The organism is Rhizobium yanglingense, from assembly GCF_977109285.1.
Window position 1 is genome coordinate 317769 of the sequence record NZ_CDSAWY010000002.1, and the last position, 13360, is coordinate 331128.

Sequence of the window (13360 nt, forward strand, 5' to 3'; positions counted from 1 at the left end):
TCCGAATCCTGGAAGGACAATTTGGGCGACACCGGTGCCTGCGGGGACAAAATCCCGCCTGGCAGCGGTCATGTTGCATAATAGGTTTGTTTGCCGCCATCCGGCGAACGGGAAACAGGACTGAGTGACGATGGCAAAACTGAAGATAGACGGCAACGAGATCGAAGTCCCGGATCATTACACGCTCATCCAGGCGTGTGAGGAAGCCGGCGCTGAAGTTCCGCGCTTCTGCTTCCATGAGCGGCTGTCGGTCGCTGGCAATTGCCGTATGTGCCTTGTTGAGGTGAAGGGCGGTCCGCCGAAGCCGCAGGCATCCTGCGCTATGGGCGTTCGCGACATTCGCGGCGGCCCGAATGGCGAGCTGCCGGAAGTCTTCACCAACACGCCGATGGTCAAGAAGGCCCGCGAAGGCGTAATGGAATTCCTGCTGATCAATCACCCGCTCGATTGCCCGATCTGCGACCAGGGCGGCGAATGCGACCTGCAGGACCAGGCGATGGCCTTCGGCATCGACACCTCGCGCTATCAGGAAGACAAGCGCGCCGTCGAAGACAAGTATATCGGTCCGCTCGTAAAGACGGTCATGAACCGCTGCATCCACTGCACGCGCTGCGTCCGCTTCACGACGGAAGTCGCCGGCATCTCGGAACTCGGCCTGATCGGCCGCGGCGAGGACGCCGAAATCACCACCTATCTCGAACAGGCGATGACCTCCGAGCTGCAGGGCAACGTCGTCGACCTTTGCCCGGTCGGCGCGCTGACCTCGAAACCCTTCGCCTTCACGGCCCGTCCATGGGAGCTGAACAAGACGGAATCGATCGACGTCATGGACGCGCTCGGCTCCGCCATCCGCGTCGATACCCGCGGCCGCGAAGTCATGCGCATCCTGCCGCGCGTCAACGAGGCGATCAACGAGGAGTGGATTTCCGACAAGAGCCGCTTCATCTGGGACGGCCTGAAGACGCAGCGTCTCGACAAACCCTATGTCCGCAAGGGTGGTCGCCTGCAGCCCGCGACCTGGGCGGAAGCCTTCGGCGCGATCAAGTCTGCAGTTTCCAAGACGACCGGCGAAAAGATCGGCGCAATCGCCGGCGACCTCGCTTCGGTCGAGGAAATGTACGCGCTCTCCGAACTGGTGAAGTCGCTCGGTTCCGAGAACCTCGACTGTCGCCAGGATGGGACGGCACTTGATCCGTCGCTCGGCCGTGCAAGCTACCTCTTCAACCCGACGATCGAAGGCATCGAACAGGCTGATGCGCTGCTGATTATCGGCGCGAACCCGCGCTTCGAGGCTGCCGTGCTCAATGCCCGCATCCGCAAGCGCTGGCGCCGCGGCGGCTTCCCGATCGGCGTGATCGGCGAAGGCGGTGACCTGCGTTATGATTACGAATATCTCGGTGCTGGTCCCGATACGCTGAAGGATCTGGTGGATGGCAACCACGCCTTCGCCAAGGTGCTGGCGGAGGCCAAGACGCCGCTCATCATCGTCGGCCAGGGCGCGCTTTCCCGCACGGATGGCGCGGGTGTTCTGGCAAGCGCCGCAAAGCTCGCCGTCAATGTCGGCGCCGTGGCCGAAGGCTGGAACGGTTTTGCCGTCCTGCACACGGCCGCATCGCGTGTCGGCGGCCTTGACCTCGGCTTCGTGCCCGGCGCCAAGGGCGTCAACGGGGCTGCCATGCTGGCCTCCATGGACGTGCTTTTCCTGCTCGGCGCCGACGAGCTGGACTTCACCGCCAAGAAGGCCAAGCTCACGGTCTATATCGGCTCGCACGGCGACAACGGCGCACATCATGCCGACGTCATTCTGCCGGCTGCCGCCTATACTGAAAAGTCGGGCACTTGGGTCAATACCGAAGGCCGCGTCCAGATGGGCAGCCGCGCCGGTTTCGCACCGGGCGATGCCCGCGAGGACTGGGCGATCCTGCGTGCGCTCTCCGACGTCCTCGGCAAGAAGCTTCCCTTTGATTCGCTTGCCGAACTGCGCTCGAAACTCTATGCGGCTTTCCCGCATTTCGCCGCCGTCGACGAGATCGCCGAAGGCGACAGCGCCAAAATTGCCGCACTGGCCAAAAAAGCCGGGAAGATGAACAAATCCGGGTTTGCGTCACCGGTCAAAGACTTCTATTTGACGAACCCGATCGCACGCGCCTCGGCTGTCATGGCCGAATGCTCGGCATTGGCCCGCAACAACTTCAAAGTCGCGGCAGAGTAAGGGCAGGGACTATGGACTCTTTCTTTTCCACATATGTCTGGCCGGGGATCATCATGGTCGGCCAGTCGCTTCTCCTGCTGGTCTGCCTTCTGATCTTCATCGCCTACGTGCTCCTTGCCGACCGCAAGATCTGGGCGGCGGTGCAGCTTCGCCGCGGCCCGAACGTCGTCGGCCCCTTCGGCCTGTTCCAGTCCTTTGCCGACCTTCTGAAGTTTGTCTTCAAGGAGCCGATCATCCCGGCGGGGGCCAACAAGGTCGTCTTCCTGATCGCGCCGCTCGTCGCCGTGCTTCTGGCGCTGTCCACCTGGGCGGTCGTGCCGCTCGCAGACGGCTGGGTGATTGCCGACATCAATGTCGGCATCCTCTATATCTTCGCGATCGCCTCGCTCGAGGTTTACGGCATCATCATGGGCGGCTGGGCTTCGAATTCGAAGTATCCGTTCCTCGGCGCTCTCCGCTCCGCCGCACAGATGGTGTCCTACGAAGTCTCGATCGGCTTCGTCATCGTCAGCGTCCTCCTTTGCGTCGGTTCGCTGAACCTGACCGACATCGTCAATGCGCAGCATGACGGCCTTGGAACGATGCTCGGCCTGCCGGCGTCCTTCCTCGATTGGCATTGGCTCGCACTGTTCCCGATGTTCATCGTCTTCTTCGTTTCCGCGCTTGCCGAAACCAACCGTCCGCCCTTCGATCTTCCGGAAGCCGAATCGGAGCTGGTCGCCGGCTTCATGGTCGAATACGGCTCTTCGCCGTACATGATGTTCATGCTTGGCGAATATGCGGCCGTCTGCCTGATGTGCGCGCTGACGACGATCCTCTTCCTCGGCGGCTGGCTGCCCCCGGTTGACGTTTGGTTCCTGAACTGGGTACCGGGTATCATCTGGTTCACGCTGAAGGCCTGCCTGGTGTTCTTCATGTTCGCGATGGTCAAGGCCTTCGTGCCGCGCTACCGCTACGACCAACTGATGCGCCTCGGCTGGAAGGTCTTCCTTCCGCTGTCGCTCGCCATGGTCGTCATCGTTGCATTCGTGCTGAAGCTGATGGGATGGGCATGATGATGTCCGCCCTCGTTTCCAGCAATTTTGGAGGTTGAAGATGGCAAGCTTGTCCAACGCCGTCAGCTCGCTGTTCCTCAAGGAATTCGTTGGCGCATTCTTCTTGTCGATGCGCTATTTCTTTCGCCAGAAGGCGACGATCAACTACCCCTTCGAAAAGGGTCCTGTCAGCCCTCGCTTCCGCGGCGAACATGCGCTGCGCCGCTATCCGAACGGCGAAGAGCGCTGCATCGCCTGCAAGCTCTGCGAAGCGATCTGTCCCGCTCAGGCGATCACCATTGAAGCTGGGCCGCGCCGCAATGACGGCACGCGCCGCACGGTGCGCTACGACATCGACATGGTGAAGTGCATCTATTGCGGCTTCTGCCAGGAGGCCTGCCCGGTCGATGCGATCGTCGAAGGCCCGAACTTCGAATTCGCCACGGAAACCCGCGAAGAGCTTTATTTCGACAAGCAGCGGCTTTTGGACAATGGCGACCGGTGGGAACGCGAAATCGCCCGCAACATGGCGATCGACGCACCGTACCGTTGATTGGAATTTGAAATGCCGCGCGGCGGGCACTCGCCTCCCGCGGTCAACATGCACCGGAGCTTTGCGGGCTTGACGTCACGCCAAGCTCCATTCGGGCAGGGAAACTCCCGGCTGCCCGGGGGAAGATGAAAAAGGCACCAACATGGGTCTGCAGGCTCTATTTTTCTATCTTTTCGCCTTTGTCGCGGTAGCGTCGGCGTTCATGGTCATCTCGGCGAAGAATCCGGTTCATTCGGTTCTGTTCCTCATCGTGACCTTCTTCAATGCCGCAGGCCTCTTCCTGCTGCTCGGCGCCGAGTTCCTGGCGATGATCCTGCTCGTTGTCTATGTCGGCGCAGTCGCGGTCCTCTTCCTCTTCGTGGTCATGATGCTCGATATCGACTTCACGGAGCTGCGCGCGGGCGTTCTTGAATACGCCCCGATCGGCGGCCTGATCGGTCTGGTTCTTGCGGCCGAACTCATCGTCGTTGTCGGCGGCAGCGTGATCTCTCCGGAAGTCGCAAAGACCGTCGCGATGCCGATCCCGGCCATTACCGAGCGCACCAATACCGCCGCCCTCGGCGACGTGCTCTATACGAACTACGTCTACTTCTTCCAGATCGCCGGCCTGGTGCTTCTTGTCGCGATGATCGGTGCGATCGTGCTGACGCTGAGGCACCGCACCAACATCAAGCGGCAGAACATTCCAAGACAGGTCGCCCGCACGCCCGCAACTGCCGTTGAGGTGATCACGGTCAAGCCGGGGCAGGGCCTCTAAAGGCAGGGACAAGGAACAAAGAACATGGTCATCGGTCTTTCCCATTACCTGACGGTTAGCGCCATTCTCCTCACGATCGGCATTTTTGGCATCTTCCTCAACCGGAAGAACGTCATCGTCATCTTGATGTCGGTCGAACTCATCCTGCTTGCGGTCAACATCAACATGGTCGCCTTTTCGTCCTTCCTGAACGACATCGTCGGCCAGGTCTTTGCACTGTTCATTCTGACGGTTGCCGCGGCTGAGGCGGCGATCGGTCTTGCAATTCTGGTTGTCTTCTACCGCAACCGCGGCTCGATCGCGGTCGAAGACGTTAATATGATGAAGGGCTGAGTGGCTCATGTTCCTCTATAAGGCTATCGTCTTTCTTCCCTTGATCGGCGCGATCATTGCCGGCCTCTTCGGCCGTGCGATCGGCGCCAAGGCATCGGAATACGTCACCTGCGGCCTGATGATCGTCGCTGCCGTCCTGTCCTGGTACGTCTTCGTCACCGTCGGCATGGGGCATCTCGAAGGCGGGCCGATCAAGGTCGAGGTCCTGCGCTGGATCCAGTCCGGCGGCATCGACGTCTCCTGGTCGCTGCGCGTCGACACGCTCACCTCCGTCATGCTGATCGTCGTCAACACGGTCTCGACGTTGGTGCATATCTACTCGATCGGATACATGCACCATGATCCGCATCGTCCGCGCTTCTTCGCCTATCTCTCGCTCTTCACCTTCGCCATGCTGATGCTGGTGACCTCCGACAACCTCGCCCAGATGTTCTTCGGCTGGGAAGGCGTGGGTCTGGCTTCGTATCTGCTCATCGGTTTCTGGTACAAGAAACCGTCGGCAAACGCCGCCGCAATCAAGGCTTTCGTCGTCAACCGCGTCGGCGACTTCGGCTTCGTGCTCGGTATTGCCGGCATCTTCGTTCTATTCGGTTCGATCAACCTCGACACGATCTTCGCCAATGCCTCGAGCTTCGCGCCGCATGAGGGAACCGAATCCGCGGGTGAAGTCGTACTTAACCTCTTCGGCATGCAGCTCGACAAGGCGCATGCGCTGACCGGCATCTGCCTGTTGCTCTTCATGGGCGCGATGGGCAAGTCCGCTCAGTTCCTGCTGCATACCTGGCTGCCGGACGCTATGGAAGGCCCGACGCCGGTTTCGGCACTCATCCATGCCGCGACCATGGTCACCGCCGGCGTCTTCCTCGTCGCCCGCATGTCGCCGCTCTTCGAATTGTCGCCCGATGCACTGGTCTTCGTCACCATGATCGGCGCGATCACCGCCTTCTTCGCGGCGACCGTCGGTCTCGTGCAGAACGACATCAAGCGCGTCATCGCCTATTCGACCTGCTCGCAGCTCGGCTACATGTTCGTGGCGCTCGGCGTCGGGGCTTACGGTGCGGCGATCTTCCACCTCTTCACACACGCCTTCTTCAAGGCGCTGCTCTTCCTCGGCGCCGGCTCGGTGATCCATGCCGTCGACGGCGAGCAGGACATGCGTTACATGGGCGGCCTTCGTAGGCACATCCCGGTCACCTTCTGGATGATGACGATCGGCACGCTGGCGCTGACCGGCGTCGGCATTCCGTTCACGCCGGTCGGTTTCGCCGGCTTCTTCTCGAAGGACGTGATTATCGAAGCGACCTACGCCTCGCATTCACCGGTTGCAGGCTTCGCCTTCACGCTTCTGGTGATCGCGGCCCTGTTCACGAGCTTTTATTCCTGGCGTCTTGCCTTCCTCACCTTCTTCGGCACGCCGCGTGCCTCGCACGAGGTAATGCACCATGTCCACGAATCGCCGCAGGTCATGCTCGTGCCGCTCTATCTTCTGGCGGCCGGCGCGGTTCTCGCGGGTGTCCTGTTCGAGGGCTATTTCTACGGCCACCACTATGCCGAGTTCTGGAAAGGCGCGCTCTACACCGGCGCCGAGAACGAATTGCTGGAAGAATTCCACCACGTGCCGGCGTGGGTGGCGCTGAGCCCGTTCATCGCGATGCTTCTCGGCTTCGTGACGGCTTGGTACATGTATATCAAGTCGCCCTCGACGCCGCGCGTTCTCGCGCAGCAGCACCGCGTGCTTTACCAGTTCCTGCTCAACAAGTGGTACTTCGACGAGCTCTACGATTTCCTCTTCGTCCGTTCCGCCAAGGCGCTCGGCCGCTTCCTGTGGAAGAAGGGTGATATCGGCGTCATCGACGCTTACGGCCCGAACGGCGTTGCCGCCCGCGTCGTCGACGTCACCAATCGCGTCGTGCGCCTGCAGACCGGTTACCTCTATCACTATGCCTTCGCGATGCTGATCGGCATTGCCGCACTCGTTACCTGGATGATGCTCGGGAGTTCCTTCTGATGACCGATTGGCCTATTCTTTCAACGGTCACCTTCTTGCCGCTCGTCGGCGTGGTGCTTCTGCTGCTGATGAGCGAAAACGGCCCGAGCGGCAGACGCAACGTGCTCAACATCTCGTTGATCACGACCATCGTCACGTTCATCGTTTCGCTGTTCATCTGGATCGGTTTCGACAATGCGAATCCGGGCTTCCAGATGGTCGAGAAGCATAGCTGGCTCGGCACGGGCATCGGCTATCATGTCGGCGTCGACGGCATCTCGATGCTGTTCGTCGTCCTGACGACGGTCCTCATGCCCTTCTGCATTCTGGCGAGCTGGCTCTCCATCGAAAAGCGCCTGAAGGAATACATGATCGCCTTCCTCATCCTTGAAGTGATGATGGTCGGTGTCTTCGTTTCGCTCGATATCGTGCTCTTCTACGTCTTCTTCGAAGCGGGTCTCATTCCGATGTTCCTCATCATCGGTGTCTGGGGTGGCAGGGACCGCGTTTACGCAAGCTACAAGTTCTTCCTCTACACGCTGCTCGGTTCGGTACTGATGCTGCTCGCCATCATGGCGATGTACTGGCAGGCCGGCACGACGGATATTTCCGCGCTGCTCGCCTACAAGTTCCCGCCTGCCATGCAGACCTGGCTGTGGCTTGCCTTCTTCGCCTCCTTTGCGGTGAAGATGCCGATGTGGCCGGTTCACACCTGGTTGCCGGATGCGCACGTCCAGGCACCGACGGCCGGGTCCGTCATCCTGGCAGGCGTGCTGCTGAAGCTTGGCGGTTACGGCCTCATCCGCTTCTCGCTCGGCATGTTCCCGGTCGCGTCCGATTTCTTCGCGCCGCTGGTCTTCGCCCTGTCGGTGATAGCCATCATCTACACCTCGCTGGTCGCGATGATGCAGGACGACATCAAGAAGCTGATCGCCTATTCGTCGGTTGCCCACATGGGCTACGTCACCATGGGCGTCTTCGCGGCGAACATGCAGGGCGTGCAGGGCTCGATCTTCCAGATGCTGTCGCACGGCATCGTTTCGGGCGCGCTCTTCCTTTGCGTCGGCGTCGTCTATGACCGCACCCATACCCGCGAGATCGTGGCCTATGGCGGCCTGGTCAACAACATGCCGAAATATGCCGTCGCCTTGATGGTCTTCACCATGGCGAATGTCGGCCTTCCGGGCACCTCGGGCTTCATCGGCGAATTCCTGACGCTGATGGGCGTCTTCCGCGTCAACACCTGGGTAGCGCTCTTCGCCGCAACCGGCGTGATCCTGTCGGCAGCCTACGCTCTGTGGCTCTACCGCCGCGTGATCTTCGGCGCGCTGGAAAAGGAAAAGCTGAAGGCGCTTCTCGATCTTTCGCCGCGCGAGCAACTGATCCTCTATCCATTGGTGGCACTGACGATCTTCTTCGGCGTCTATCCGGCGCCGGTCTTCGATGCGACGGCCGCCTCCGTGGATATGCTGGTGAACAACTATACGGCCGCCGTAAACGCTGCGCACGACGTTGCGCTGTCGATGAATTGATGACGGGACTTTTTGGACATGACCGCTGAAACCATTCTCGCAAGCCTGCATCTTTCCGCGCCGGAGATCATCCTCGCGGTCGGCGCCCTTGTCCTGCTCATGATCGGCGTCTTTGCGGGCGAGCGGTCGGGCCGTATGGTGAGCGTTCTGGCGCTGATCCTGTTTGCGGCCTCCGCGCTGTGGCTGATCTTCGTGCCGGGCTTTGGCCTCGCTTACGGCGGCGTCTACCAGGCGGACGGTTTCTCCCGCTTCATGAAGATCACCGCGCTCGTCGGCTCCTTCGCAGCGCTCTTCATGTCGATCGGTCTTGCCAGGGAAAACCAGCTCGACAAGTTCGAGTTCCCGGTCCTGCTCGTGCTCTGCACCCTCGGCATCTTGCTGATGATCTCGGCAAACGACCTGATCGCGCTCTATCTCGGTCTCGAGCTGCAATCGCTGGCGATCTACGTCGTGGCGGCGATCAACCGGGAGAACCTGAAGTCCACCGAAGCGGGCCTCAAGTATTTCGTTCTCGGCGCGCTTTCCTCGGGCTTGCTGCTTTACGGCATGTCGTTGGTCTACGGCTTCACCGGCCATACGCATTTCGACGATATCGCCCAGGCGCTTTCCGCCGAAGGTGCCCGCTCGCTTGGCCTGGTCTTCGGCTTGGTCTTCATCCTCGCGGGCATCGCCTTCAAGATCTCGGCGGTCCCCTTCCACATGTGGACGCCGGACGTTTACGAAGGTGCGCCGACCCCGGTCACCGCCTTTCTAGCAAGCGCGCCGAAGGTTGCGGCCATGGCCATGATGACGCGCATCGTCATCACCGCCTTCCAGCCGGTCATTGCCGACTGGCAGCAGGTCGTGGTCTTCATCTCGATTGCTTCGATGCTGCTCGGCGCCTTCGCCGCCATCGGGCAGCGGAACATCAAGCGTCTGATGGCCTACTCCTCGATCGGTCACATGGGCTATGCGCTCGTCGGGCTTGCCGCCGGCAACCAGACCGGCGTGACGGGCGTGATGCTCTACATGGTCATCTATATGGTCATGACGCTCGGCTCCTTCGCGATCATCATGTCGATGCGCCGCAAGGACGGCACGGTCGTCGAAGCTGTCGACGATCTCGCCGGCCTTTCCAGCACGAACCCCTTCATGGCGACGGTGCTGACGGCCCTGATGTTCTCGCTCGCCGGCATTCCGCCGCTTGCAGGCTTCTTCGCGAAGTACTTCGTCTTCGTCGCTGCCATCGAAGCCAAGCTCTATGCGCTCGCCATCATCGGCGTTCTCGCGTCGGTCGTCGGGGCTTACTATTATCTGCGTGTCATCAAACTGATGTGGTTTGATGAAGCGACGGATGAGTTTGCCCGCGTTTCCGGCCCGCTTCGCCTCGTCTTCGGCCTTTCCGGCCTGTTCGTTCTTGCCTATGTCGTCATCGGCGGCCCGATCGGCGGTGCGGCCGAGCTCGCGGCTGCGACGCTCTTTTGATGATGTTTCCCGTGCGGCGCCGGATATCGCTCGGCGATTTCCGGCACGAGGCGCTGTCGGAAACATCCTCCACCAACAGCGAATGCCTTGCCCGCGCCAGGGCAGGGGACGATGGTTTCCTGTGGGTGACTGCGGAAAAGCAGACCAGTGGCCGCGGCCGCCGCGGCCGCGCGTGGGCTTCGGAACGGGGCAATCTCTACGCTTCCCTTCTCTTGATCGATCCGGCACCGATGGAGCGCCTTTCGTCGCTTCCGCTGGCAATCGCCGTTGCCGTGCATCAGGCAATTCGCATGGTTCTGCCGCCTTGCGCAGCACCGCTCGAGGTGAAGTGGCCGAACGACATCCTGATCGGCCGCAGGAAGACCTGCGGAATCCTCGTCGAAGGTGAAAAGCTTGCAGATGAGCGCTACGCGCTGGTGATCGGGATCGGCATCAACGTCGCCCTCATGCCCGACAATCCACTCTACCCGGTGACCTGTCTGCGCCAAGAGGGAAGTACCGCCGCCCCCGAGGAACTCTTCGCCCATCTCTTCGCTTCGATGGCAGAGGTGCTCGATATTTGGAACGAAGGACGAGGCGTTCGCGAGATCACCGCCCGTTGGCGGGATGTCGCCTGCGGCATCGGCGAGAAGATCACGGTCAATCTGCCGGACCGCTCTATTTCCGGACAATTCGCCGGGATTGATGATAATGGCTTGTTGATGCTCGAAACCGGCACGGGCAAGATGATGCAGATTGCCGCCGGGGATGTATTTTTTGGATAGTGGAGCTTATGGCTAAGCAGGACGAACTGGTATTTCTGCCTTTGGGCGGTGTCGGCGAGATCGGCATGAATCTCGCGCTATACGGCTACGGCCCGGCAGATCACCGCCAGTGGATCATGGTCGATTGCGGCGTCACCTTCCCGGGTCCGGATCTTCCGGGCGTCGATCTGGTGCTGCCCGACATCCGCTTTCTCGCTGCCGAGCGCAAGAACCTCAAGGCGATCATCATCACGCATGCGCATGAGGATCACTACGGTGCACTGGCCGACCTCTGGCCGGGCCTGAATGTTCCCGTCTACGGCTCGCCGTTCACCGCGGGCCTGCTGGAAGCCAAGCGCAATTTCGAGAAGGATGCGATCGGCGAAGTGCCGGTGACGATCTTCAAGGCTGGCGATACGATCAATGCTGGTCCCTTCAGCATTGAGGGCGTGGCTGTCAATCACTCGATCCCCGAGCCGATGTCGCTGATGATCCGCACGCCGCTCGGCAATGTGATCCATACCGGTGACTGGAAGATCGACCACGAGCCCTCGCTTGGACCGCTGACCGACGAGACCCGCTTCCGCCAGCTCGGCGACGAGGGCGTGTTAGCGCTGATGTGTGACTCCACCAATGCGCTTCGCGACGGCGTTTCGCCGTCCGAAAAGGACGTTTCGGAAAGCCTGAGCAGGATCATCGAGAATGCCGAAGGCCGCGTGGCGGTCACCAGTTTCTCCTCGAATGTCGGCCGTATCCGCACCATTGCCGAGGCCGCTGAAGCCGCAGGCCGCGAAGTCTTGCTGCTCGGAAGCTCGCTGAAGCGCGTCGTCGATGTCTCACGCGAGATCGGACTGATGGAAGGCGTCAAACCGTTCATCTCCGAGGACGAATACGGCTATATCCCGCGCGACAAGGTCGTGGTCATCCTGACCGGCAGTCAGGGCGAGCCGCGCGCAGCGCTTGCTAAGCTATCGCGCGACGAGATGCGCAACGTCGCACTCGCCGCCGGCGATATCGTCGTCTTCTCCTCCCGCGCGATCCCCGGCAACGAGAAGGCGATCCAGGATATCAAGAACGGCCTCACCGAGCAGGGCGTGCACGTCATCACCGACAACGAAGCGCTGGTTCACGTCTCCGGCCATCCGCGCCGCAACGAGCTCCAGAAGATGTACGAGCTGACACGCCCGAAGATCGTCGTGCCCGTGCACGGCGAGGCGACGCATCTGACAGCTCACAAGGAACTGGCGGAACAATCCGGTATCGGCATCGTGCCGCGGGTGCGCAACGGCGATATTCTGCGGCTTGCGCCCGGTCCGGTCGAGGTCATCGACGAGGCGCCGCACGGACGCATCTACAAGGACGGCATGCTCATCGGCGATTTCGACGAGATGGGGATCGGCGAGCGCAAGAAGCTCTCCTATGTCGGCCATGTCGCGGTCAACCTCGTGATCGACAGCCGCTACGACATCGTCGGCGATCCCGATCTCGTGGCCATCGGCCTGCCGGTCTATGACGACGAGGGCGACGAGATGGAGGACACGCTCTTCGATGCCGTCGTCGGCGCAATCGAGAGCATCCCGCGCGCCCGCCGCAAGGACCTCGACATGATGCAGGAAGCGGTGCGCCGCGCGGTCCGCGCTGCGGCAAACCAGACCTGGGGCAAGAAGCCGATAGTCACGGCGTTCATCACAAAGGTCTGATCGATGCTTGGCCGCGTCAACCACATCGCCATCGCCGTCCCCGACCTTGCCGCAGCAACGGCAGGCTACCGCGATACGCTGGGTGCCAGGGTCTCGCAGCCGCAAGCTTTACCTGAACACGGCGTCACCGTCGTCTTTGTCGAATTGCCGAACACCAAGGTCGAACTGCTGGAGCCGCTCGGCGAAAATTCGCCGATCGCCGCCTTTCTTGAAAAGAACCCTTCCGGCGGCATGCATCACATCTGCTACGAGGTTTCGGACATCCTTGCGGCGCGCGATCAACTCGCGAAATCGGGCGCGAGGGTGCTTGGCAGCGGCGAGCCGAAAACCGGCGCCCACGGAAGACCGGTGCTCTTCCTGCATCCGAAGGACTTCTTCGGCACACTGATCGAGCTGGAACAAGTCTGAGGCAGGCTGCGGCAGAGTGACCTGACTGCCGGAAGCATCCGGATATGGGATTTGAGCTATCCACCATTCCGCTCTATAAGCGCGTCTGTTGCAATGTTTGCAACGGCGTCTCGGGACACAGAAATGCTGCAGATTTTTCTACAGGGCTTTGCCGTCTATTTCATCGTCTGGTGGATCACGCTTTTTGCCGTGCTGCCGATCGGCCTGCGCACGCAGGCGGAGGACAATGATGTGGTTCTCGGCACCGTTCCGAGCGCGCCGACGCGTTTTCGGGCGCTCTTCACCTTCTCCCTGACGACCATCGTTTCGGCGGTCGTCTATGGCGCCTGGTATATCTCCTCGACCTATTTCGGCTGGGGTTTCGACGCCCTCCCGCAGATTGGTCCGAGCTTCCGATGAAATGGAGCTTTTGCTCAATCTTTGAGCATATGCAAACTTGCCGGAAAGCCGGAGCTGTCATACGGGCGTCAGGGAAATGACGCAGAGAACTCACGTAACGGCATGACGCCTTGCCGTAAGGTAAGACTTAGGGCTTTTGTGCGTCGAGTTAGGCTGGAAAAACCAAAAAAAAACAAGGCTGAAAGCCTTGTTTTAAGTATCGCGTGATCTGTAACCGTTACCGGGGCTGCGACGAGCG

At 60.9% G+C, this 13360-nt stretch carries 12 protein-coding genes; all 12 read left to right on the forward strand.

Annotation, left to right across the window (positions count from 1 at the left end):
• Positions 1-130: 130 nt before the first annotated feature.
• A complete protein-coding gene (nuoG, locus tag ACW4PC_RS02780; protein WP_455872752.1) occupies positions 131-2212 on the forward strand; it encodes an NADH-quinone oxidoreductase subunit NuoG in 2082 nt (693 codons plus the stop codon).
• A gap of 11 nt (positions 2213-2223) precedes the next feature.
• Positions 2224-3267, forward strand: a complete 1044-nt coding sequence (nuoH, locus tag ACW4PC_RS02785) for an NADH-quinone oxidoreductase subunit NuoH (protein ID WP_039844561.1) — start codon at positions 2224-2226, stop codon at positions 3265-3267.
• Positions 3268-3307: 40 nt separating this feature from the next.
• Entirely contained in the window at positions 3308-3799 is a 492-nt protein-coding gene (nuoI, locus tag ACW4PC_RS02790) for an NADH-quinone oxidoreductase subunit NuoI (protein WP_028739580.1), read from the forward strand.
• Between the two features lie 142 nt (positions 3800-3941).
• Complete coding sequence (locus tag ACW4PC_RS02795; RefSeq protein WP_455872753.1) at positions 3942-4556, forward strand: NADH-quinone oxidoreductase subunit J; 615 nt, start codon at positions 3942-3944, stop codon at positions 4554-4556.
• Positions 4557-4580: 24 nt separating this feature from the next.
• The gene (gene nuoK, locus ACW4PC_RS02800) at positions 4581-4889 is read left to right on the forward strand and encodes an NADH-quinone oxidoreductase subunit NuoK (protein ID WP_039844563.1); all 309 of its coding nucleotides are present in this window, start codon (positions 4581-4583) and stop codon (positions 4887-4889) included.
• 7 nt (positions 4890-4896) lie between these two features.
• Positions 4897-6897 carry an NADH-quinone oxidoreductase subunit L gene (nuoL, locus tag ACW4PC_RS02805; RefSeq protein WP_455872754.1) on the forward strand — a complete coding sequence of 667 codons (2001 nt, stop codon included), beginning with the start codon at positions 4897-4899 and terminating at the stop codon, positions 6895-6897.
• Entirely contained in the window at positions 6897-8408 is a 1512-nt protein-coding gene (locus ACW4PC_RS02810) for an NADH-quinone oxidoreductase subunit M (protein WP_455872755.1), read from the forward strand. Before nuoL ends, ACW4PC_RS02810 begins: the two co-directional genes overlap by 1 nt.
• Positions 8409-8426: 18 nt before the next feature.
• The gene (gene nuoN, locus ACW4PC_RS02815) at positions 8427-9872 is read left to right on the forward strand and encodes an NADH-quinone oxidoreductase subunit NuoN (RefSeq protein WP_455872756.1); all 1446 of its coding nucleotides are present in this window, start codon (positions 8427-8429) and stop codon (positions 9870-9872) included.
• Positions 9872-10636 carry a biotin--[acetyl-CoA-carboxylase] ligase gene (locus ACW4PC_RS02820; RefSeq protein WP_455872757.1) on the forward strand — a complete coding sequence of 255 codons (765 nt, stop codon included), beginning with the start codon at positions 9872-9874 and terminating at the stop codon, positions 10634-10636. Before nuoN ends, ACW4PC_RS02820 begins: the two co-directional genes overlap by 1 nt.
• An 8-nt stretch (positions 10637-10644) precedes the next feature.
• Complete coding sequence (locus ACW4PC_RS02825; RefSeq protein WP_074067428.1) at positions 10645-12315, forward strand: ribonuclease J; 1671 nt, start codon at positions 10645-10647, stop codon at positions 12313-12315.
• Positions 12316-12318: 3 nt separating this feature from the next.
• Positions 12319-12723: a methylmalonyl-CoA epimerase gene (gene mce, locus ACW4PC_RS02830; protein ID WP_455872758.1), complete on the forward strand. Its 405-nt coding sequence runs from the start codon at positions 12319-12321 to the stop codon at positions 12721-12723.
• A gap of 123 nt (positions 12724-12846) precedes the next feature.
• Positions 12847-13122, forward strand: a complete 276-nt coding sequence (locus tag ACW4PC_RS02835) for a DUF1467 family protein (protein ID WP_455872759.1) — start codon at positions 12847-12849, stop codon at positions 13120-13122.
• Positions 13123-13360 lie beyond the last annotated feature (238 nt).

Bases quoted from the DNA above. Each gene is read 5' to 3' on its own strand.
- nuoG (WP_455872752.1), top strand. From the start codon at position 131: ATGGCAAAACTGAAGATAGACGGCAACGAGATCGAAGTCCCGGATCAT.
- nuoH (WP_039844561.1), top strand. From the start codon at position 2,224: ATGGACTCTTTCTTTTCCACATATGTCTGGCCGGGGATCATCATGGTC.
- nuoI (WP_028739580.1), top strand. From the start codon at position 3,308: ATGGCAAGCTTGTCCAACGCCGTCAGCTCGCTGTTCCTCAAGGAATTC.
- ACW4PC_RS02795 (WP_455872753.1), top strand. From the start codon at position 3,942: ATGGGTCTGCAGGCTCTATTTTTCTATCTTTTCGCCTTTGTCGCGGTA.
- nuoK (WP_039844563.1), top strand. From the start codon at position 4,581: ATGGTCATCGGTCTTTCCCATTACCTGACGGTTAGCGCCATTCTCCTC.
- nuoL (WP_455872754.1), top strand. From the start codon at position 4,897: ATGTTCCTCTATAAGGCTATCGTCTTTCTTCCCTTGATCGGCGCGATC.
- ACW4PC_RS02810 (WP_455872755.1), top strand. From the start codon at position 6,897: ATGACCGATTGGCCTATTCTTTCAACGGTCACCTTCTTGCCGCTCGTC.
- nuoN (WP_455872756.1), top strand. From the start codon at position 8,427: ATGACCGCTGAAACCATTCTCGCAAGCCTGCATCTTTCCGCGCCGGAG.
- ACW4PC_RS02820 (WP_455872757.1), top strand. From the start codon at position 9,872: ATGATGTTTCCCGTGCGGCGCCGGATATCGCTCGGCGATTTCCGGCAC.
- ACW4PC_RS02825 (WP_074067428.1), top strand. From the start codon at position 10,645: ATGGCTAAGCAGGACGAACTGGTATTTCTGCCTTTGGGCGGTGTCGGC.
- mce (WP_455872758.1), top strand. From the start codon at position 12,319: ATGCTTGGCCGCGTCAACCACATCGCCATCGCCGTCCCCGACCTTGCC.
- ACW4PC_RS02835 (WP_455872759.1), top strand. From the start codon at position 12,847: ATGCTGCAGATTTTTCTACAGGGCTTTGCCGTCTATTTCATCGTCTGG.